Origin of the sequence: Mycoplana azooxidifex (genome assembly GCF_014196765.1) — a bacterium.
Taxonomy (GTDB): domain Bacteria; phylum Pseudomonadota; class Alphaproteobacteria; order Rhizobiales; family Rhizobiaceae; genus Mycoplana; species Mycoplana azooxidifex.
On sequence record NZ_JACIEE010000003.1, the window covers coordinates 503,009 to 524,294 of the forward strand.

Annotated in this window: 19 protein-coding genes; 6 read left to right on the forward strand and 13 right to left on the reverse strand. The window is 64.9% G+C overall.

From position 1 onward, the window contains the following. Positions 1 to 25 precede the first annotated feature (25 nt). A complete protein-coding gene (locus GGQ64_RS08925) occupies positions 26 to 787 on the reverse strand; it encodes a helix-turn-helix domain-containing protein (protein WP_183802315.1) in 762 nt (253 codons plus the stop codon). A 491-nt stretch (positions 788 to 1,278) separates the two neighbouring features. Here GGQ64_RS08925 and GGQ64_RS08930 point away from each other — a divergent pair, with 491 nt between their 5' ends. The 6 genes from GGQ64_RS08930 (at position 1,279) to GGQ64_RS08955 (ending at position 7,604) form a co-directional block, all read left to right on the forward strand. Next, entirely contained in the window at positions 1,279 to 2,589 is a 1,311-nt protein-coding gene (locus tag GGQ64_RS08930) for a polysaccharide biosynthesis/export family protein (RefSeq protein ID WP_183802319.1), read from the forward strand. 67 nt (positions 2,590 to 2,656) lie between these two features. After that, positions 2,657 to 3,535 (forward strand): glucose-1-phosphate thymidylyltransferase RfbA, encoded by an 879-nt coding sequence (rfbA, locus tag GGQ64_RS08935; RefSeq protein WP_183802322.1) that lies wholly within the window; start codon positions 2,657 to 2,659, stop codon positions 3,533 to 3,535. Then, positions 3,532 to 4,110, forward strand: a complete 579-nt coding sequence (rfbC, locus tag GGQ64_RS08940) for a dTDP-4-dehydrorhamnose 3,5-epimerase (RefSeq protein ID WP_183802325.1) — start codon at positions 3,532 to 3,534, stop codon at positions 4,108 to 4,110. The genes rfbA and rfbC overlap by 4 nt, the downstream gene beginning before the upstream one ends. Further along, a complete protein-coding gene (gene rfbB, locus GGQ64_RS08945; protein ID WP_183802328.1) occupies positions 4,107 to 5,171 on the forward strand; it encodes a dTDP-glucose 4,6-dehydratase in 1,065 nt (354 codons plus the stop codon). Before rfbC ends, rfbB begins: the two co-directional genes overlap by 4 nt. After that, positions 5,171 to 6,046: a dTDP-4-dehydrorhamnose reductase gene (rfbD, locus tag GGQ64_RS08950; RefSeq protein ID WP_183802331.1), complete on the forward strand. Its 876-nt coding sequence runs from the start codon at positions 5,171 to 5,173 to the stop codon at positions 6,044 to 6,046. The genes rfbB and rfbD overlap by 1 nt, the downstream gene beginning before the upstream one ends. Positions 6,047 to 6,098: 52 nt before the next feature. Then, positions 6,099 to 7,604 (forward strand): O-antigen translocase, encoded by a 1,506-nt coding sequence (locus GGQ64_RS08955; protein WP_183802334.1) that lies wholly within the window; start codon positions 6,099 to 6,101, stop codon positions 7,602 to 7,604. 133 nt (positions 7,605 to 7,737) lie between these two features. On the opposite strand, the gene GGQ64_RS08960 is transcribed toward GGQ64_RS08955, so the two are convergent. The 12 genes from GGQ64_RS08960 to GGQ64_RS09015 form a co-directional block, all read right to left on the reverse strand. Next, positions 7,738 to 8,925: a DegT/DnrJ/EryC1/StrS family aminotransferase gene (locus tag GGQ64_RS08960; protein ID WP_183802337.1), complete on the reverse strand. Its 1,188-nt coding sequence runs from the start codon at positions 8,923 to 8,925 to the stop codon at positions 7,738 to 7,740. Continuing rightward, positions 8,925 to 9,899 (reverse strand): NAD-dependent epimerase/dehydratase family protein, encoded by a 975-nt coding sequence (locus GGQ64_RS08965; protein WP_183802341.1) that lies wholly within the window; start codon positions 9,897 to 9,899, stop codon positions 8,925 to 8,927. Before GGQ64_RS08965 ends, GGQ64_RS08960 begins: the two co-directional genes overlap by 1 nt. A 13-nt stretch (positions 9,900 to 9,912) precedes the next feature. Further along, positions 9,913 to 10,608, reverse strand: coding sequence for an acyltransferase (locus GGQ64_RS08970; RefSeq protein WP_183802344.1), 696 nt, complete (start codon positions 10,606 to 10,608; stop codon positions 9,913 to 9,915). Next, the gene (locus tag GGQ64_RS08975) at positions 10,598 to 11,704 is read right to left on the reverse strand and encodes a DegT/DnrJ/EryC1/StrS family aminotransferase (protein ID WP_183802347.1); all 1,107 of its coding nucleotides are present in this window, start codon (positions 11,702 to 11,704) and stop codon (positions 10,598 to 10,600) included. The genes GGQ64_RS08970 and GGQ64_RS08975 overlap by 11 nt, the downstream gene beginning before the upstream one ends. Beyond that, complete coding sequence (locus GGQ64_RS08980; RefSeq protein WP_183802349.1) at positions 11,701 to 12,738, reverse strand: Gfo/Idh/MocA family protein; 1,038 nt, start codon at positions 12,736 to 12,738, stop codon at positions 11,701 to 11,703. Before GGQ64_RS08980 ends, GGQ64_RS08975 begins: the two co-directional genes overlap by 4 nt. Further along, positions 12,738 to 13,241 (reverse strand): acyltransferase, encoded by a 504-nt coding sequence (locus GGQ64_RS08985; protein ID WP_183802352.1) that lies wholly within the window; start codon positions 13,239 to 13,241, stop codon positions 12,738 to 12,740. Before GGQ64_RS08985 ends, GGQ64_RS08980 begins: the two co-directional genes overlap by 1 nt. Positions 13,242 to 13,637: 396 nt before the next feature. Then, positions 13,638 to 15,857: a right-handed parallel beta-helix repeat-containing protein gene (locus GGQ64_RS28080; protein ID WP_183802355.1), complete on the reverse strand. Its 2,220-nt coding sequence runs from the start codon at positions 15,855 to 15,857 to the stop codon at positions 13,638 to 13,640. A gap of 582 nt (positions 15,858 to 16,439) precedes the next feature. Next, positions 16,440 to 17,120 carry a polysaccharide deacetylase family protein gene (locus GGQ64_RS08995; protein WP_183802358.1) on the reverse strand — a complete coding sequence of 227 codons (681 nt, stop codon included), beginning with the start codon at positions 17,118 to 17,120 and terminating at the stop codon, positions 16,440 to 16,442. Between the two features lie 2 nt (positions 17,121 to 17,122). Beyond that, on the reverse strand, positions 17,123 to 18,067 hold the full coding sequence (locus GGQ64_RS09000; RefSeq protein WP_183802633.1) for a glycosyltransferase: 945 nt from the start codon (positions 18,065 to 18,067) through the stop codon (positions 17,123 to 17,125). Between the two features lie 81 nt (positions 18,068 to 18,148). Then, on the reverse strand, positions 18,149 to 18,406 hold the full coding sequence (locus tag GGQ64_RS09005; RefSeq protein WP_183802361.1) for an acyl carrier protein: 258 nt from the start codon (positions 18,404 to 18,406) through the stop codon (positions 18,149 to 18,151). Positions 18,407 to 18,459: 53 nt separating this feature from the next. Further along, positions 18,460 to 19,686: a pyridoxal-dependent decarboxylase, exosortase A system-associated gene (locus GGQ64_RS09010; RefSeq protein ID WP_183802364.1), complete on the reverse strand. Its 1,227-nt coding sequence runs from the start codon at positions 19,684 to 19,686 to the stop codon at positions 18,460 to 18,462. Further along, a complete protein-coding gene (locus GGQ64_RS09015; RefSeq protein ID WP_183802368.1) occupies positions 19,683 to 21,272 on the reverse strand; it encodes an acyl-CoA ligase (AMP-forming), exosortase A system-associated in 1,590 nt (529 codons plus the stop codon). The genes GGQ64_RS09010 and GGQ64_RS09015 overlap by 4 nt, the downstream gene beginning before the upstream one ends. Between the last annotated feature and the right edge of the window lie 14 nt (positions 21,273 to 21,286).

Here is a 21,286-nt window from a genome sequence, read left to right on the forward strand (position 1 = left end):
GCGACATCAACGGTCGCGCGCCGGCTCAGTCGAAGAGGACATTGCCGTTTCTGGCATTGCGGAAGCGAGCGGCAGCCTCCGTCCTGTTGTGCACGCCGAGCTTGCGGATGATATTGTGCAGATGGATCTTGACCGTATGCTCGGAAAGACCGAGACCGGCTGCGATCAGCTTGTTCTGGAGCCCGCGGGAGACCATCTCCAGGATCTGCAATTCCCTGGCCGTCAGTTCTGCGACGCTGCTCTCCGCCTTGCGTGGACCGGAAGAGACGCCGTTGTGCGCCGGCATCGACGGCCCGGGCTCGCCTGCGCGCGCGCCGACCACCGACCCCGGCGGCAGGTATTCGCCACCGCACAGCATCAGCCTGATGATCGAGAGCCAGATATCGAGCCGCATATCCATCGGCAGGACGCTGCGGAACAGGGCGGAATCGGCGACGGCCGAGAAGGACGTCGCCTGCATCTTGTCATAGGGTTCGATGACGGCGGCAAGGGCCTGCGGATGAACGCGCGCAAGCATTGCGGCGGCGGCCTCGGCCTCCTGCACCAGGGCGACATCGACGAGGATCAGCGCGACCGGATGGGCAAACGCCCTGCAGCCGGCGGAGACACTCTCCACCTGCTCGACGAGAACCCAGGGGAACTCGCGCTCGACCGCATCGATCAGCCGCTTCGATACGCTCCCCGTGCTCGTAACTATCAGCATCACGCGTTGTGGTTCAGGTCCACCCCTGATACCCGCCGCGCCCGGCCCCGCTTCCGCGTATTCGTTCCCGTCCAAAAGCACCATATCCCTTCACCCGCCCTGCCCGATCCCGGTTTTCGTCGCCGGCAATCGTCACTGCCGGCGAACGCACGAAATCGTGCACCATCGACAAGACCTTAGCGCACGCCACGAACGACGGCGACGGCGCAAATGGGCTGAGAAAAGGATCGAAGGGCAATGCACGTGGAGGCACCGGGCAAGGCACGTTCATCCAAACGAACTAACCTAAGGTGAAGCCCACCCACCAACTTGGGCATCAGGCGCAATTCTCCTGCTACCTCACCCGCCCGGACACCGCCCATAGATCGCACCTGCCCCGGCCGGGGCTACGGAACGGCGATGGGGGTAGGCCCTGCCTATGCACTTTCACCAATATTGATGAAGTCGGAGCAAGATCCTGCCCCTTCTCAATATTTCAGGAATTTGCACACTGGGACACGCTGTCTGGAAGGGCAGCGCCGAGCATTGGTCGAGCGTGCATCTGCACCTCTCCCTGTGACGGGTTGGAGAAATACATGCCAGTCGCCATTCTGCATCGCTGCAGATCCCTCAAGGCCGGGATCATCCTCTCTGCGCTCATCGTGGCCGGCGCGCTGGCGCCTGCCCCCGCCATTGCATCGAAGCTTGCGCCCCAGACGCGCATCCGGCTCTCGGTGGTCCAGTGGATGCCGACGCGGGGAACCTATGAACGCTGGGATGCGCTGGGCGGCGAGTTCGTCGTTTCCGATGAGGGCACCCTTTCGCTTCCCGTTCTCGGCAATGTTCCCGTCGGCGACCTCGACGAGGCCCAACTGGCGGCCAGGATCGCCGAGCAATTGAAGACCCGGATCGGGCTGGTCGAGAAGCCCGACGCCTCGATCGCCGTCATCGACTATCCGCCCGTCTACGTGGTCGGCGACGTCGCCTCGCCCGGCGAATACCGCTTCCGCCCCGGCCTGACCGTGTTGCAGACACTTGCCACGGCCGGCGGCGAGTTCAGGCTGGAGGGTCTCACCGGTGCGCGCGGGGTAGAGTATGCGGGCGAACTGCGGGAACTGAACGATTCCATCCTGCGCGGCAGCATCCGCGTGGCGCGGCTCGAAGCGGAAATGGCGGGCGCGAAGGGCTTCGATTTCGACCTGAAGCCGCATCGCGACAACCCGCTGGCCGCGACCATCCTTCAGCAGGAGCAGCAGATCTTTACCGCACGCGCCGCCGTGGTCGAGCGCCAGTCGCGATCCTTCACGGAGCTTCGCGAACTGATGGGCCAGGAGATCGGCACGCTGGAGAAGAAGATCGACAGCAACGACGAGGACATCGAATCCGTCCGCAAGGAGCTTGCGACCGTCAAGCCGATGGTGGAGCGCGGCGTGATCCTGCCGACGCGGCAGATCGACCTGGAGCGGTCGCTGCGCGGATACCAGTCGACGCGGCTCGACATGGTCACCGCGATCATGCGCGCTCGCCAGAACATTTCCGAGGCCACGCGCAATCTCGAAGGGCTGACCGACAACCGGCAGGTGGACGTCACGGCGCAGTTGCAGGCGGAAAAAGGCGCGCTGAAGCAGCTGCAACTGCGGCGCGATACCCGCAGCAACGTGCTGAACGGCGCCTTGGGGGCCGATGCGGACGGCGACAACGCGGCCAGTACCTCGCTCACCAGCTACAGCATCTCGCGACGCGCCGACGGCAAGGTCGACGTGATCGAGGCAAACGAAACGACGACGGTGCAGCCGGGCGATGTCGTCCGCGTGGTGCGGACGCGGTTGCCGGTCGCCGGCACCCTGCCGGACGAGGCCGCGGGCGTGCCGGCTGCGGAAAATCCAACGGAGCAGGCGAGCCAATGACGAGACGGGACGTGACGAGACGGGGCAAGGGACCGACCGGTCCGGGGCGCAACGAAGGGCGGACGCGATGAAAGGCATAATCCTGGCGGGCGGCAGCGGCACGAGGCTCTATCCGCTGACGATCGCGGTGTCGAAGCAGATCCTGCCGATCTACGACAAGCCGATGATCTACTATCCGCTGAGCGTGCTGATGCTCACCGGGATCCGCGAGATCCTCATCATTTCGACGCCGCGCGACCTGCCGTGCTTCCGGGCCCTGCTCGGCGACGGATCGGACTTCGGCCTCGACATTTCCTATGCCGAGCAGCCGCAGCCGAACGGGCTTGCCGAGGCCTTCATCATCGGCCGAAACTTCATCGGCTGGGACAATGTCGCAATGATCCTCGGCGACAACATCTTCTTCGGCCACGGACTGCCAGCGGTCTGCCGGGAAGCGGCGGCGCGCAAGAAGGGCGCCTCGGTGTTCGCCTATCACGTCGACGATCCGGAGCGATACGGCGTCGTCACCTTCGACAGGAAGACCGGCACGGCGCTGACGATCGAGGAGAAGCCGCTCGAGCCGCAGTCGAACTGGGCGGTGACGGGTCTCTACTTCTACGACAACGACGTCGTCGACATCGCCCAGTCGATTCAGCCGTCCGCCCGCGGCGAGCTGGAGATCACCACCGTCAACAACATCTACCTGGAGCGCGGCGACCTGCATGTCTGCCAGCTCGGCCGCGGCTATGCCTGGCTCGATACCGGCACCTATGACAGCCTGCAGGACGCATCCTCTTTCGTGCGCACGGTGGAACGGCGCCAGGGCGTGCAGATCGCCTGCCCCGAAGAGATCGCCCTGGAGATGGGCTGGCTCGGGCCGGAAGAGGTGAGCCGGCGCGCCAGCCTGCTCGGCAAGACGGCCTATGCCGCCTATCTGAACCGCCTCGTCGAGGAACGCGCCGGATGACGCTGGAAATCAGGCGGCTGGAGATCGAGGACGTGTTGGAGATACGGCCGCGCAAGTTCGGCGACGAGCGCGGTTTCTTTTCAGAGACCTGGAGTGCCGCGGCCTTTGCCGAGGCAGGCATCGCGCTCGATTTCGTGCAGGACAACCACTCCTATTCCGCTGCACGCGGCGTCCTTCGCGGGCTCCACTACCAGCTTCCGCCGTTTGCGCAGGACAAGCTCGTGCGGGTGACGCGCGGGGCGATCTTCGACGTCGCCGTCGACATCCGGCAGGGATCGCCGACCTTTGCCCGGTGGTGTGCGGCACGGCTTTCGGCGGCCGACTGGAACCAGTTGCTCGTACCCAAGGGGTTTGCGCACGGCTTCGTGACGCTCGAGCCGGATACCGAGGTGATCTACAAGGTTACGAACCCCTATTCGCCGACGCACGACCGGTCGATCCGCTTCGACGACCCGCAGATCGGCATCATCTGGCCGATCGCCGCCTCGCAGTTCCAGCTTTCGGACAAGGATCGCAATGCGTCGCGCCTGGCACAGGCGGACGTCTTCGAGCCAACAGGGGGGACCTGGCCATGAACATACTCGTCACCGGCGGTGCCGGTTTCATCGGCTCGGCGCTCTGCCGTCATCTCGCCGCCGATCCGGCCAATCGTGTCGTCAATGTCGACAAGCTCAGCTATGCCGGCAACCTCGCCTCACTGTCCTCGATCTCGGGCCTGCCCAACTACCGTTTCGTCCGCGCCGACATCGGCGACGAGGCGACGATCGGCGAGGTGTTGCGGGCGGAGGCGATCGACCGCGTCATCCACCTTGCCGCCGAAACCCATGTCGACCGCTCGATCGACGGGCCGGGGTCCTTCATCGAGACCAACATCGTCGGCACGTACCGGCTGCTGCAAGCGGTGCTGAAATATTGGCGCAGCCTGCCGGCGCCGGCTGCGGAACGGTTTCGCTTCCACCATGTCTCGACCGACGAGGTCTTCGGCGACCTTCCCTTCGACGACAGCACCTTCAACGAGGGCACGCCCTATGCGCCGTCCTCGCCCTATTCGGCCTCGAAGGCCGCTTCGGACCATCTCGTGCGCGCCTGGCACCATACGTTCGGGGTGCCGGTCGTCGTCACCAACTGCTCCAACAACTACGGGCCCTTCCACTTCCCGGAAAAGCTCATCCCGCTGGTGATCCTGAACGCGCTCGACGAAAAGCCGCTGCCGATCTACGGCACCGGGGCGAACGTCCGCGACTGGCTCTATGTCGAGGACCACGCCCGGGCGCTGGCGCTCGTGGCCGAACGCGGCGGGATCGGAGAGAGCTACAATATCGGCGGCGCCGCCGAGCTTACCAACCTCGCGGTCGTGGAAGCCATCTGCGACGCGCTGGACAAGCGGCGGCCGCGCCGGAACGGCGAGAGCCATCGCGCGCTGATCGCCTTCGTCGCCGACCGCCCGGGCCACGACCGGCGCTATGCGATGGACACCTCCAAGATCGAGCGCGAGCTCGGCTGGGCGCCGCGGGAGACCTTTGCGACCGGACTGGAACGGACCGTCGACTGGTATCTCGTCAACGACTGGTGGTGGCGGCCGATCCGCGAAGGGACCTATGCCGGCGACCGCCTCGGCAGACTGGCTGCAGGGTAATGAAGATCCTGGTGACGGGCACGCATGGACAGCTGGCGACAAGCCTCGTCGAGGCCGCAGCGGGCATGCCCGGCATCGAGCTGGTGACGGCCGGGCGACCGACACTCGACCTTTCGAACCCCGCCTCCATCCAGCGGGAGATCCTTGCGGCGCGGCCCAACATCGTGGTCTCGGCTGCTGCCTACACAGCGGTCGACCGGGCGGAGGACGAGCAGGACCTCGCCTATGCGGTGAACGTCATCGGCGCGGCCGCGGTCGCGGAGGCGGCGGCAGCCCTGCGGGTCCCGGTGATCCACATCTCGACCGACTACGTCTTTTCCGGAGACGCGGAGCGACCCTATTCGGAAGACGACGAGACGGAGCCGAAGACGGTCTATGGCTATACGAAGCTGCGCGGCGAACATGCGGTAGCAGGCGCCAATCCGCGCCACATCATCCTGAGGACGAGTTGGGTCTACAGCCCCTTCGGCACGAACTTCGTCAAGACCATGCTGCGGCTTGCGGGCGAGCGCCCGTCGATATCCGTCGTCGCCGACCAGTGGGGCAGTCCGACCAGCGCGCTGGACCTCGCCGATGCGATCCTGCTGGTCGCGACGCATCCCGCAAGGGAACGGCCGGGCATCTATCACGTGGCCGGCACCGGCGATACCAACTGGGCCGGTCTTGCCCGGTCGGTGTTCGAGGTGAGCAAGGCCAACGACGGCCCCAGCGCGGACATCCGTGACATCGCAACGGCGGACTACCCGACCAGGGCGCGGCGGCCGCTGAACTCGCGCCTGTGCTGCGCCAAGTTCGAACAGACGTTCGGCTGGCGCGCGCCGCCGTGGCAGGAGAGCACCGCCGCGGTCGTCCGCCGCGTGCTGCAACAGGATTGATGAAAAACCCAGGGGACGGGCGCCGCTGCGGCGCCCGCACGGATCGATGGCAATGACCACGCCGCACACCGAGAGACAACAGTCCTATTTCCATATCCTCAAGTCGATGGCGATGATCGGGGGGTCGTCGGTCATCAACGTGCTGTTCTCGATCGTGAAGAACAAGGCGCTGGCCATCCTGCTCGGCCCGGCGGGCGTCGGGCAGATGAGCCTCTACCTGTCGATCGTCGACCTGGCCCAGGCGCTGGCCGGCTTCGGGGTCCAGTCCAGCGGCGTGCGCCAGATCGCCGAATCCGCGGGCACCGGCGACACCGACCGCATCGCACGCACTGCAACGGCCCTGCGCAGGACCTCGATCGTGCTCGGCCTGATCGGCGCCGTCCTGCTCGCCGCCCTGGCCAGCCCGATCGCCAACCTCACATTCGGCGACGACCAGCATACGTTGGGCGTCGCCCTGCTGTCGCTGGCGATCCTCCTGCAACTGGTGGCCGGCGGCCAGATCGCGCTGACGCAGGGCATGCGCGACATCGCAAGCCTCGCCCGCATCCAGATCCTGTCGGGGCTTGCGACAAGCTGCATCACCGTCGCGCTGGTCTTCTTCTTCGGCCCCGCCGCCCTGGCGCCGTCGATCGTCATGAGCGCGGCAGCCCTGCTGTTGATCTGCTGGTGGTCCGGCCGGAAGCTCCGCATCAGCCGGCAGGCCATGTCGACCGGCGAACTGGTGGAGGAAGTGGCGCCGCTCCTGAAACTCGGCTTCGCCTTCATGCTGAGCGGCATCCTTGGTTTCGGCGCCGCCTATGTCATCCGCATGCTCGTCACGTGGGACGGGGGAATCGCCGCCGCCGGACAGTACCAGGCGGCCTGGGCGCTCGGCGGCCTCTATGCCGGCTTCATCCTGCAGGCGATGGGGGCGGATTTCTATCCGCGACTGACCGCGGCTGCGAGCGACCACGCGGCCGCCAACCGGCTGGTGAACGAGCAGACGCAGATCAGCCTGCTGCTGGGAGGGCCGGGCGTGCTGGCCACGCTGACCTTTGCGCCTGTGGCGATGTGGCTGTTCTATTCGCCGGAATTCTACCCGGCAGCCGAGATCCTGCGCTGGATCTGCCTGGGCGTGCTGCTCAGAATCGTGTCCTGGCCGCTCGGATTCGTGATCATCGCCAAGGGCCGACAAATGATCTTCTTCTTCTCCGAGATCGTCTCGCACAGCCTGCATGTGGTCCTGGCCGTCCTGCTCGTGCCACGCCTCGGGCCGACTGGTGCGGCGGTCGCCTTTCTCGGGCTCTATGTCTGGCAGGGGTTCATGGTCTATGCCATCGCCCGCCACCTGACGCAGTTTAGGTGGTCTGGCGCCAATCTCAGGACCGGCATGCTCTTCATCGTCGCCTCGGGCCTCGTCTTCTGCGCGACGCAGTATCTGCCGCCCTGGCAGGCCATGGCGGCGGGCTTGCTGGTGACCCTCGTCCTCGGGCTCCATGCGCTTCGCAGCCTGATCAACCTGCTGCCTCCGGAATCCCTGCCGATGCCGGTGCGGGCCCTGTTGTCCAAATCAGCCTGAGATCTGGCGCTGTAAAAAGCGAACCCCGGGGAGCGTTGTGCTCCCCGGGGCTTTCGATCTGTAGCGGACTTGAACCTTGCCTGCCCGCCCGGCCGCGGAAACAGCGACCTTTTGGTCCGTGAATGCGGACGCCCTACTCGGCGGCCGCGACCGGGCGCTCGCGCGTCGGCAGCCTGCAGGCCTGGCGGAGTTCGTCCAGCACCGTCGCCACGTCGGCTTCCGTCATCTGAGCAAACAGCGGAAGGACGATGCACCGCTCCTGCGCCGCGACGCTGTTTTCCAGGCTTCCCGAAACCCTGTGCGTCGACGGATCGGCATAGGCCGGCTCGCGATGGCTGTTCATGATGCCGCGGCGGGTGGAGACGCCGCGATCGAGCAGCGTCTGCATGACCTGGAGCTGGTCCAGCCCTTCTGCAAGGCGCACGCAATAGCTCTGCCAGTTGGTACGCGCCCAGGGCGGTTCACCCGGCGCCTCGACGCCCGGGATTTCCGCCAGGCCCTTGCGATAGAGTTCCGCCATCCGGCGGCGGGCTTCGATCAAATCCGGCAACCGCGCGAGCTGGACGCGGCCGATCGCCGCCTGCATGTCGGTCATGCGGTAGTTGTAGCCGAGTTCGGGATAGCTCTCGAAGATCACCTGCTTGGAGCCGTGACGCACCGCGTCGGTGACGCTCATGCCATGCTGCCGCCAGAGGCGGAACTTGGCGTCATAGTCGGCATTGGCCGTCGTCAGCATGCCGCCGTCGCCGGTGGTGAGCAGCTTGCGCGGATGGAAGGAGAAGCAGGCGACGTCGCCATGCGGCTTGCCGATCTTCTCCCAGTTCCCCTGCCAGAGGATCTCGCTGCCCGACGCGCAGGCCGCATCCTCGACGACCGGGATAGAATGTTTTTGGCCGATGGCGACGATCTTCTCGAGGTCGCAGGGCATGCCGAACTGGTGGACGCAGAGGATTGCCTTCGTCTTCGGCGTGATGGCGGCCTCGATCCTGTCCGGATCGATGTTGAACCCGTTCTCCTCGATGTCGACGAAGACGGGAACGGCGCCGCAATAGCGCACCGCATTGGCGGTGGCGATGAAAGAATGGCTGACGGTGACGACCTCGTCGCCCGGCCCGACGCCGACGACCTTCAAGGCCAGGTGCAGCGCCGTGGTGCAGTTGGATACAGCACAGGCGTGATCCGCGCCGACGAAGGTGGCGAACTCGTTTTCGAAGGTCGCGACTTCGGGGCCTTGCGTGACCCAGCCGGACAGGACGACCCGCCTGACGGCCTCGACCTCGCGCTCGTCCAGCATCGGTTTTGCAATGGGGATCATGGCCATCACGCAGCCTCGCCCTTTGCCCGGTCCACTTCGCTGCGCCACCAGGCGACCAGTTCGCGCAGTCCGTCCTCGAGCGAGATCTCCGTGCGAAATCCGAGAAGCCGCTCCGCCTTGCTCGTATCGGCGAGCCGGCGGGTGACCGCGTTGACCTTGCGCGCCGGCTGGAACTGCGGCTCGACGGAGGAATCCATGATCCGCACCAGCATCTGCGCCAGCTCGAGCAGGCTCGTCTCCGTGCCGCTGGCGACGTTAAAGATCTCGTCGGTCACGTCCGACTTCGCGGCCAGCATGTTGGCCCGGGCGATGTCGCGCGCGTTGACGAAATCCATTGTCTGCAGGCCGTCGCCGAAGATGACCGGCGGCAGGCCCGCCGCAATCCGTTCCATCCAGCGGATCATCACCTCGGTATAGACGCCGTAGGCATCCATGCGCGGGCCGTAGACGTTGAAATAGCGGAGCGCGACGTAGTTCAGGCCGTACATGTCGGTGAAGCTGCGCAGCAGCGCCTCGTTGAACACTTTCGCCGCCCCGTAGATCGTGCGGTTGTTGTAGGGGTGGTGATCCTCGGTGGTCGGGAAGCTCTCGGCGAGCCCCAGCACCGAGGCGGACGACGCCGCCACGACCTTCGACACGCCGGCATTCACCGAGGCCTCGAGCACGTCGAACGTTCCGCCGGCCAGCACCTCGAAAGCCAGCCGCGGTTCCTCGGCACACTGGGTGATGCGGATCGCCGCCTGATGGAACACGACGTCGACGCCCTGAAGCATCTCGGCCAGGAGTGTGCGGTCACGAATGTCGCCCTCGACGATCGTGACCGGGGCAGCGGCGATCGCGGCCTCCAGGTTCTCGCGCCGTCCGCGGACGAAATTGTCGAGGACGAGGATTTCGCGCGGCTCTTCCAAGGCGACCAGGTCGGCAATGTGCGACCCGATCAGACCAGCGCCGCCGGTGATCAATATCCGTTTGTTCTTCATGACTATCCACCATTCACGAGGATTCCGGCAGCGGATCCTGCCGCCACCGGATGAATTTCGCCGGCACGCCGGCAACGACCGAGAAGGGCTCGACGTCGGACGTGACCACCGCGCCGGCGCCTATGATGGCGCCCTTGCCGATCGTCACGCCGGGCAGGATCGTGGCGTTCGTGCCGATATCGGCCCAGGCGCCCACCCTGACCGGCTTGATCTCGAGGTCGGTGCGGATGATCGGCACGTCGACGGGAATCGCGGTATGACTCGATCCCAGCACCTTGGCGCCCGGCCCCCAGCCGACATGATCCTCCAGGATCAGGTTGCGCGCGTCGAAATAGGCCTGCGGGCCGATCCAGACATTGTCGCCGATCCGGCACGTCCCGTCATAGCGGCCCTGGATATAGGCCTGGGCGCCGACGAAGACGCCGCTGCCGATCTCGAAGGTCTCCGCATGCTTGAAGCCGACGCCGCTTCCGACCTGAAGCCCGGAACCGGAACTGCGGGCAATCGCCTTCACGATCAGCTTGCGCATCATCGCGTCGAAGAACCCGTCGCCCATCGCGAAGCGCCCGTAGAACTCGACGAGACCGGCTGTGGTATAGGCCCGCTTCAGCTCCTCGACGAGTTCGCGCTGGTAGTCCGGATCGGCCGGCGCCTCGCGGCGGCCGTGGACCGAGGGGACGATGCGGGCGGCGAGGGGTTCAGCCGACATAGGCTTCCTGCTCCATCGCGGCCGCCACCTGCTCGACCTGGCGCGCCGTCATCTCCGGATAGATCGGCAGCGACAGGACGTTGCGCGCGGCCGCCTCCGAGACCGGGAAATCGCCGGGCTTATAGCCGAGGTCCGCATGCGCCTTCTGCAGATGCACGGGAATGGGATAGTGCAGCCCGGTCTGGATGCCTTCGGCCTGCAAATGACGCTGAAGCGCGTCGCGGTCGCGGCAGCGGACGGCATAGACGTGGTAGACGTGCCGGCGGCCCTCGAGTTCGACGGGGACCTTCACCTCGGGAGATCCCTTCAACAGGCTGGAATAGCGCTTCGCATGGGCGCGGCGCGCCTCGGTCCAGTCTTCGAGGTGCCGGAGCTTCACCCGCAGGATCGCGCCCTGGATGCCGTCCATGCGATAGTTGAAGCCCTTGAGCGCATGGTGATAGCGCTGCTCCTGGCCCCAATCGCGCAGCATGCGGATGGTCTTGGCGTGGTCGTCGTCATTGGTGACGACGATGCCGCCCTCGCCGCAGGCCCCGAGGTTCTTGCCGGGGTAGAAGCTGAAGCAGCCCGAGACGCCGATGCTGCCGGCGCGCCGTCCCTTGTCTTCCGCGCCGTGCGCCTGGCAGGCATCCTCGATGACGGGAATGCCGTGCCGGTCGGCGATGGCCATGATCGCGTCGAGATCGGCCATCTGCCCGTAGAGGTGCACGGGGAGGATCGCCTTGGTGCGGGGCGTGATCGCCGCCTCCAGCTTTTGCGGATCCATCGTCAGCGTCACCGGCTCGACATCGACGAAGACCGGGGTCGCTCCCGAATAGCAGATCGCGGACGCCGTGGCGACGAAGGTGAAGGGCACGGTGACGACCTCGTCGCCGGGGCCGACGCCGGCGGCGAGCAACGCCAGATGCAGCGCACTGGTGCCGGTGTTGACGGCAATCGCGTGCTTCGTCCCGCAATAGGCGGCGAACTCCCGCTCGAACTGGGCGACTTCCTCGCCCAGCACGTACTGTGCCGAAGCCAGCACACCGAGAACCGCCGCATCGATCTCGCTCTTCAGCGAGGCGTACTGGGCCTTCAGATCGAGAAACGGGATCATGCAATGCGCCTCTGCTGCTCGAGTTCGATGACGCGGCCGCGCTGGGCGAGCGACTGAGTTGCGGCTTCCAGGATGCGCACGACGCGCAGGCCGGCCTGGCCGTCCGCGATCGGCTGGCCGTTGGTGTCGATGCACTCGACGAATTGCCGCAATTCGCGGCCGAGCGCCTCGGTCATGTCCAGTTGCGGTGCGTACATGTCGCCGGTGCGATAGCCGACCAGCATCTGGTAGACTTTCTCGCCGTTCTTCTGCGGATTGCCGTTGAGTGTGATGCCCTTGTCGTAGACCTTGATCTTCTCGCTGGCCTCGAGATCGTCATAGACGATCATCTTGCCACTGCCGCCCACCAGGGTGCGCCGCACCTTGACCGGTGCCAGCCAGTTGACGTGAATATGCGCGATCAGCTTGCTCTCGAAGAAGAGCGTGAGATAGGCGATGTTCTCGGGCTCGCCGGCAACATGGCTCATGCCCGTCGCGGAGACAGCGACCGGCTTTTCCGGCAGCACGTAGTCCATGATCGACAGGTCGTGCACGGCCAGGTCCCAGATGACGCTGACATCGTGCTGGAAGAGCCCGAGGTTCACCCGGACGCTGTCGTAGTAGTAGATCTCGCCCAGCCCGTTCTCGACGATCTCGCGCATCTTGCGGACGGCGCCGGTGTGGACGAAAGTGTGGTCGACGGCCAGCACCAGCTTGCGCCGCGCCGCCTCCTCGACCATCCGCCGCGCTTCCTCGGCGGTCGATGCCATGGGCTTTTCGACGAAGACGTGCTTGCCCGCCATCATCGCCTTCATGGCGAGCGGGAAGTGGGTCGAGACGGGCGTGGCGATCGCCACCGCGTCGACCCGCGGATCGCGCAGGATTTCCTCGAAGTCGTCGGTGATCTCGATCGCGGGATAGCGAAGCTTGACGTTCGCCAGCCGCTCCTTTGCGAGATCGCAGACATAGACAACCCTTGCATCGGGAATCTCGGCGATGTTCCGAACCAGGTTCGGCCCCCAGTATCCATATCCGACTACAGCAATGCCGATCATCATTTTCTCCCGGAAGAGCGGATCTCGTAAGGCGCGTCCGCGACGCGGCCGATGACGCGCGCCGGCACGCCGGCGACGATTGCGTGACTGGGCACATCCCTGGTCACCACCGCGCCGGCCCCCACCTGCGCACCCTCTCCGATCGTCAGGCCGGGCAGGATGGTGGCATTGCTGCCGATCGACACCCGCCGTCCGACACGGGTGGGAAGCAGTTCCCAGTCGCTGTCGGTCTGCAGGCTGCCGTCCGGATTGACGGCGCGCGGATGCATGTCATTGGTGAACATCACGCCGTGACCGACAAAGACGCCATCCTCGATGGTGACGCCCTCGCAGATGAACGTGTGGCTGGAAATCTTGCAATCGCGGCCGATGGCGGCGTTCTTCTGGATTTCGACAAATGTCCCGATACGGCTGCCGGCCCCGATCGTACAGCCATAGAGATTGACCAGATCGGGATGATGAATGACGACCCCCTCGCCGAGGGTCACTGAAGGTGCGATCATTCCGGATGAGCCCCCGTTCCCGCCAAAACCCAAGAAGATCTGCGAGCCTGAACCAGTGCACGGCACGGTCGACGGCAAAGTTCTTCCGAGGTTCAGCAGAGTTCTTTTCAGGCTGGGAGTAAAGGAAACAAAACGCGGTAGTCGTTTCGTCTAAAGGTGTATCCGGACAGGGGTAGATGCTCAGTATTCGCGGCTGCGATTAGCCGCCTCGCTCGAATGTGTAACCCTGCGGCAGGTCCTGCGTCCACCTCGCACCGAGCGGTGGGTAGGCTGTCGACGGCCGCTGTCGTCTTCGCGGACACACCGAATATGAAAAGCGCGCCGGGGTTTCCCCGGCGCGCTCCAAGTCCCGTCATCTGCCGTCTGCGTTTATCCAGACGGCAAGCATGGTCGCCGTCAGAACAGCCAGATGTCGTCAGCCGACAGCACGTAGCCGTTGTCCAGGACGGCGACCTTGATCTGTGCGGCGGATCCGCTGCCGTCCTTGTCGTAGTAGAGCGTGTCGCTCTTCTTGTCGAAGATGAAGCGATCGTTGCTGTCGGCGGCGTGCGTGCCGAGCCGGAACGCGCTGTCGGCCAGGGCGCCGGTGGGGCCGGAGGTGACGTCGAAACGGATCAGGTCGTTCGAAGAGAAGTCGGTGATATGGTCCGGCTGATCCGACTTCAAGCTCGCCTGACGAAATACGAACCCGTCTGCGCCGCCGCCGCCGGTGAGCTTGTCAAAACCGGCATCGCCGCGGATGGTGTCGTTTCCGGTACCACCGTTGATCACGTCGTTGCCAGCACCGCCGTACAGCCTGTTGTCGCCGGCATTTCCGATGATCTCGTTCGCCTTGCCGTTGCCCGTACCCGTCAGGTTGCGCTCTCCTGTCAGATGCAGTTCCTCGATGTTCGCGCCAAGTTTGTAGCTGGCGCTCGCGTTGACGAGATCGTGTCCGTTGCCGGGATTCTCTGTCACCTTGTCCCGCGAGTCGTTGACGCCATAAGTGTCGTTGCCGCCGCCGCCGATCATCTTGTCGACGCCGAGGCCGCCCTTGATGACATTGTTGCCGCTGTTGCCCGTCAGCGTGTCGCTGTGGCTGGAGCCGGTCAGGTTCTCGATGCCGGAAAGCTTGTCGCCCTGGGCGTGGCCGCCCGTGCCGGTGCCCGTCCCGAGGCTGACGTTGACCGCCTTGTTGGAACCGGAATAGGTTGCCGTGTCGCGTCCGCTGCCGCCGTTGAGAGTGTCGGCACCGGCGCCCCCCTTGAGGACGTCGTTGCCGGTTCCCCCGTTGAGCGTGTCGTTGCCGGCCCCGCCGTTGAGGGTGTCGTTTCCGGCCTTGCCATTGATGGTATCCTTGCCGGAACTGCCGACGAGGTTGTCGTTTCCGCTCGTGCCGTCGATCACCTTGTTGCCCGGGGTCGGCGTGGGCGTCGGATCCGGAGAGACGGTCCCGTCACCCGGCTCGGGTGCGCCGTTGCGCGGATATTCGACATTGCCGGAGAGAACCGGCTTGGAGTTCTCGATGTTGTAGTAGCCGTAGTAGCCCTTCTCGATATGGTTGTTGCTGATCGTCACGCCGGTGATCGGTCCGCCATTGGCGCGGCCGTCGACATAGACCGGATAGCCACTGTCGCCGAGCAGCAGGTTGCCGGTCACCTTGACGTTGGCGATCGGGCCGAAGTCGTTCTTGATGAAGACGTCGGAGGTATCACGGCCAATGACGGTGTTGCCTTCGATCAGCACGCCGTTCTGACCGCCCTGCACCGAGATGCCGTCATAGTGCGGGTCGGAGCCGGCCGCCTCGAGGTCGTGGATGTAGTTGCCCTTCACCGTGCTGGCGCCGCCCTGCAGGACGATGCCGTTCTCCGACTTGGAGATGTCGTTGCCGCTGAAGTTGCCGCTGCCGAGGATGGCGGCATTGGCGGTGCCGGAATAGCCCGGACCGGTGATGTCGTTGTTCTGGATGGTGACGTTCTTGGCGCCTTCGGCGTCGATGCCCCAGGTGCCGCTGTACTTGATGACGCTGTTCTTGATCACGACGTTGTCGGCGGTGATGCGCAGCGAGCCGTTGATGATCGCGTTCTCGATCACCGTGCCGGCCTTGGTGATGGTCATCGGGCCGGTATAGGTCTTGAGCGCGGTTCCGGCCGGAACGCCGCTCGTCGAGGCATCCGGGAAGCCGGACGAGGCTGCGGCGGCGGCGGCCGGAGCGGCAGCTGCGGCTTCGACACTGCGGACAGCCGTTGTGTCGCGGACAGCCGTGGTGTCGGCAGGAGCCGAAGCCGACTGTGTTTCAGCGACGGCGTCGGTGACGCCGGCGGTCTTGACGGAGGACAGCTCGGTCGACGACTGGAGGTCTGCCTTTGTGGCGGTCGTGCCCGACTTGTCAGCGAACGAGAAGTCACCCCAGCCACCCTTGTGGTCGGCTGCCTTCTTGCCGAAATCGTCGATCATCTTGCTGACGCGCTCGTTGTAGGCATCGGCACCCAGATCATCGGTGCTGCTCGACAGAAGATCGAGCAACTTATCAAGCGACAGAGCTACAGCCTGGCCATTTTCGTTGATGGTGCTACCGACGTGCGTCGTCTCAGCCCGGACTCCGGACTTGATTGCATCGCGAATTGTGCTTGTCACTGCAACTTTGCCTTTCTCCCCACCCTGAACCCTTTGGAGATGAGTGGTTACTATCTGTGTGTTAAGCCGGTTAATATTTTTGTTAATCCGACGGCACGGCGGAACTAATAGTGCAGCTCTCCAGGGGGTGCAACGCCTCGTAACCAGTAGACGTCCGACTATAGTGGCCATATTGCTGCCACATTATCTGAACCGGCTTCGATTTATTTTTTGAATTATTTGCCAGAATCGGAATTGACCAAATTAAGGCAACTACTGGCTAACCATTCCACGGAAAAGTTGAATCTCGCACGCTCACTCGCGGCAACGGCGCTGAAAACATTAGTAAATTCTTAACGATCCGCGCGTGAACGCTGCGAAACCGCGCGCAGTGGGCGAAATTCGAAAATTTTTGTGAATATCGCAATTTTGCAATCTATGAGCGGACGAACCGATGGATTCAATCAGCGATTCGTGTTCGCTACCGCTCACAAGCGGGGCGCAGAGGGGCGAATCAGGACGGTGATTTTCATAGCCCGGCAGCCTGTTTCCGGCGGAATTCCGACAGGACGGGCCGATCGGCCCACGCCACCACGCTCGCCTTCAGATCCAGGCCCGCGCGGTCATGCCGGCGAAGCGGCGCAACCGCTTCCAGGGGGCCATGGTCCCGGACAGCACGGCTTCGAAAATGCTGTCGGTCGTGTCCTGTCGAAGCGACGTTCTCGGATGGAGGAATGCCGCCGAGGTGGAGCTTCCCCTGTCGCTCGAGTAGGCGACGGCGTATCCCGCGCTTCTCAGGGCCTGCAATACCGCGGCGTTGTAGCGTCCGAACGGTATCGCGGCCGACTGGACGGGGATCCCGCAGATCTCCTCGAGGACTGCTTTCGATGTGACGAGCTCACGCTGCAACGCATGCGCCGAAAGGCTCGACCAGTCGCTATGGGCCACGCCGTGGCTGCCGATGCGCATGCCCATTTGCATCAGCGCCCGGATCTGGCCTGCATCCAGCGAGCCGGCCTCGCCGATGCGGCCGGACAGGACGAAGAACTCCGCCTCAAGGCCGCGCTTTTGCAGTTCCGGGGCGGCAATCAGCAGGTCGGAGGCGTTGCCGTCGTCGAAAGTGATCGACAAGCGATCGCGATCCGGATGATCAGCGATGCGATCCAGCGCCGCACAGAACCGGTCTACACCGAGCCAATACGGGGCTTCGCCGCGCTCCAGCGCCCGGCCGGGCTCGCCCACGCCATGGAAGTTGAGGATTCGCTGTTGCCCCGCCACTGCCATTGCTAGTTCCGTGTGTTGGCCTGGAACTCGGACACGGGCCTCAGCGGCATCAGGGCGCTGTAGAGCGCTGCCCGATGCGGCGATCCCCGCCAGAACCTGATGGCCTGCCCTGCAGCAACCCCCAGCCGGAACATCGATGTCCGGAAAAATCCGTGATGGCGCCCATAGTAGCGGATCCGGTTGGAGGTCAGCAGCGCGTACAGGCGCGGGCTCGCGCCGCTGCCGCCCGAGGCATGCATCACCTTCGACCGGGGCTCGTAGACGATCTCGAATCCTGCCTCGCGTACCCTTCGCTGATAGTCCACCTCCTCGCTGTAGAGGAAGAAGGATTCGTCCCAGTCCCCGACGATGCGCCGGGCCCTTGCGGATACGAGGAGTGCCGATCCGGTCGCCCACTCGATCGGCCCGCTTCGGTCGTAGCGGGCCGGTTCGCCCACGACTTCGCCCCAGCCGATCCGCGCCGCCAACGTCCCGCCAAGGATCGCGTCGGCCCAGGCGGTGAGCATGGACGGCTCCCGCCGCAGGGTCGGATCGACCGTGCCGCCTTCCGTGTAGTTCAGCGGAACGACGACGCCGACGGACCGCGCCTCGAGATGATCGAGCAGCGGCCTGACGGCGTCCGGATAGAGCCGAAGGTCGGGATTGAGGACGAGGAGATGGGAATTCGGATGCACCGACGCGGCGGCTGCATTGATGGCCGCGGCATAGCCTGCGTTCCGTCCCATGCGGATGACGTTCGGGCGGATCGGATGGGCTTCCGCCAGTTCCGCCGACCCATCCCTGGACTCGTTGTCGACAATGACGACCTCGAAGCGATCAACCCCGTTCAGGCCTGCCGGCAGGGAATCGAGCAAAGCCGGCAGGGCGGAGGCGCTGTTGTAGGTGACGATGACGACGGACACGGTGGTCGTCGTATCCACCCCCGCCTCCTTAGCCGTGTCGACCACCGGCGAGCTGTCCTGAAATCTATCTGCCAATTCCGGTCTCCCACGCTGTTGCAGCCACGCCGCGGCCCGGCGCGGCCCGGCCTAGTGGCTCAGGTTGCTATCCACGAACCGGGCCAACGACCCGACGGTCTCGAAGACCTCGCCGGTAAAGTCGCTGTCGTCGATGGTGAAGCGGAATCGCTGCTCCAGCGCTGCTGCCAGGCTGAGGACAGCGAAGGAATCGAGTTCCGGAATATTCCCGAACAGGGGTGTCGAGGCCGCCTCGATCCTGCCCCGGTCTTCTATACCGAGCGTCTCTATGATGACGTCCTTCACGGCTTCGAGCGTTGACGTATTCATGCTGCCCTCTCAGTGTCTGAAACCAAATTTTCAATCACGCGCCCAAGACGGTCCTAGACCAGAACCTCCGCCGGCATCGGGTGGCCGAGAAACGCGGTCGGGCTGGCGGTCAGGCCGTAGGCGCCCGCCTGGAAGATCACGACGAGATCGCCGACGTCGGCATGCGGAAGCATGACGTTGTCGCCCAGGAGATCGAGCGGCGTGCACAGGCATCCCACCACCGAAACGCTCTCCAGCTCGGTGTCACGCATCCGGTTTCCGATGACGATCGGATAGTTGCGGCGGATGACCTGCCCGAAATTGCCGGAAGCGGCGAGCTGGTGATGAAGGCCCCCGTCGACCACGAGATAGGTGCGCCCGCGCGATACCTTGCGATCGACGACGCGCGTGACGTAGACGCCGGCTTCGCCGACCAGGTATCGGCCGAGCTCGATCACGACACGGGCGTCGGGGAGCTGCGGGCGGATCGACCCCTCGACGAGCTCGCCGAGCGCCTTTCCGACCGACGAGAGGTCGAGCGGGCGATCCTGCTCGAAATAGGGGATGCCGAACCCGCCGCCGAGGTTGAGATAGCGCACCGGCCAGGGGCAATCGCCGGCGAGCCGCAACAACAGCGCGACATTCTTTGCCAGGGCCTCGCAGAGGATCTCGGCATGCAGGTTCTGCGAGCCGGCAAAGACGTGGAACCCGAGAAAGTCGAGGTCGGTCGCGGTAAGCGAGCGCAGCAGCGCAGGGACCTCCTCGACATCGACGCCGAACTGCTGCGGGCCGCCGCCCATGCGCATACCGGATCCCTTGACCTGGAAGTCCGGATTGACCCTAAGCGCGACGCGCGGACGAATCCCCAGCCTGTTGCCGATCTCTACCAGGCGGCTCGCCTCGTTGGGCGATTCCATTTCGATCGTCACGCCGGCAGCCACCGCCTGTGTCAGCTCCGCCGTGGTCTTGCCCGGACCTGCAAAACTGACATGCGAGGGCAGCACCGGCGTGTCGAGCGCGACCTTCATCTCCATCGACGAAGCCACGTCGAGCGCGTCGACCAGGCCAGACAAATGCTGGACGACCGCCGGCATCGGATTGGCCTTCACCGCATAGCTCAGCTTGACGGCCGACGGCAGCACCGACCGGAGGTATCCGACCCGCGACGTGATGAGTTGGCGATCATAGGCGAAGAACGGCGTTGCGCCGACACGCTCGGCCAGACGATCGAGCGAGACGCCGCCGACGGCGAGGCAATCTCCGGCGACCTGAAATTCAGCGATGGACGGGTGTGCGCTCACGAGCTTGCTCGCTCCCTCAGCAGGACCCGGTCGAACTTGCCGTTCGGGTTGGTTGGAATGACGTCCATTTCGATGACCTCCGAAGGCACCATGTACTGCGGCAACCGCTTCCTGAAGGCCGCCAGCAGGGCGGCCGCGTCGAGCGTGTCGGCGACGGGGCTTGCGACGAGGACGATGCGCTGCCCCAGCGCTGCGTCTTCCAGCCCGAGCGCGACGGCATCACGGACCAGGCCCGTGGCGTAGGCGACTTCCTCGATTTCGGTGGGGCTGACCCGGTAGCCGGACGTCTTGATCATCTCGTCCTTCCGGCCGACGAAGAACAGGAATCCTTCCTCGTCGGCGACAACCGTATCGCCGGAGAAGACTGCGATCTCGGGTGCCCGCCAGCTCGTGTCTGTGCCCGGGAGCGGGCGGAACCGTTCGGCGGTGCGCACCGGGTCGTTCCAGTAGCCCATGGCCACGAGCGGGCCGCGGTGTACGAGCTCGCCGTGTTCGCCGGGCGCGCAGCGCGACCCATCCGGTCTCACGACGAGGATCTCGGCGTTCGGAATGGCCTTGCCGATCGAGTCCGGCCGACGGTCTATCTCGGACGGATCGAGATAGGTCGAGCGAAAGGCCTCCGTCAGCCCGTACATCAGATAGGGCAGCGCCTGCGGGAACTGCGCGCGCAGCCGGTCGAGCGTCGCCTTCGGCATGCGTCCGCCGGTATTGGCGAAATAGCGCAGCCGAGCCGCCACTTCGGGCGGCCAGTTAAGCTCGGCGATCTGGATCCAGAATGGGGGCACGCCGGTAATCCCGGTCACGCCATGCTTTTCGCACAGCCTTATGACGTCGCCGGCCAGGAGGAAATTCATCAGGACGACATGGGCGCCCGAATTGAAGGCCGTCGTCAGCTGGCTCAGCCCGGCATCGAAGCTGAGCGGGAGCGCGGACAGGATCGTGTCGGCGGGACTATTTCCGAGATAATGGCTGACGCTCTCGGCGCCGACGATCATGTTGCGATGGGTGAGGACGACCCCCTTCGGCTTGCCGGTGCTGCCCGAGGTGTAGAGGATCGCCGCCATGTCGCAGTCGACCGTCGTCATCTCGGGTTCCGGCGCGACCGCGGCCGAGAGCAGCTCGGCCCAGCCATGCGTCTCGCGGCCCCCCGCCTGCGTCTGGCGGTCGTCAGCATAGGCGTCGTCCACGAGGATGACGTTGCGCAGCTTTTCGTTGTCGGCGATGAATTCCTGGAGCTGGGCGAGACGGTCGGGCGAGGTGACCAGGACGCGCACATCGCAGTTGCCGAGGATGTAGGCGACCTGCTGCGGCCTGAGCAGAGGGTTGACGGGCACGGTGACGCAGCCCGCCGCCGTCGTGCCGAAGATCGTCACGACCGTCTCGATGCGCTTTTCGAGGAACACCGCGACGCGATCGTCGCGACGCATCCCGATCGTGCCAAGCGCTGCGGCGAACCTGCCAACCTGCTGCCAGAGCTCGGCATAGGTGCAGGTCACATTCTTGTAGGTCACCGCGGGAGATGCCGCGTGGACACCGGCAGCCTGCTGCAGGAGATGGGCCAGGTTGGTCTTGATTGCCGGTCGCATGTATCGCCTCACTC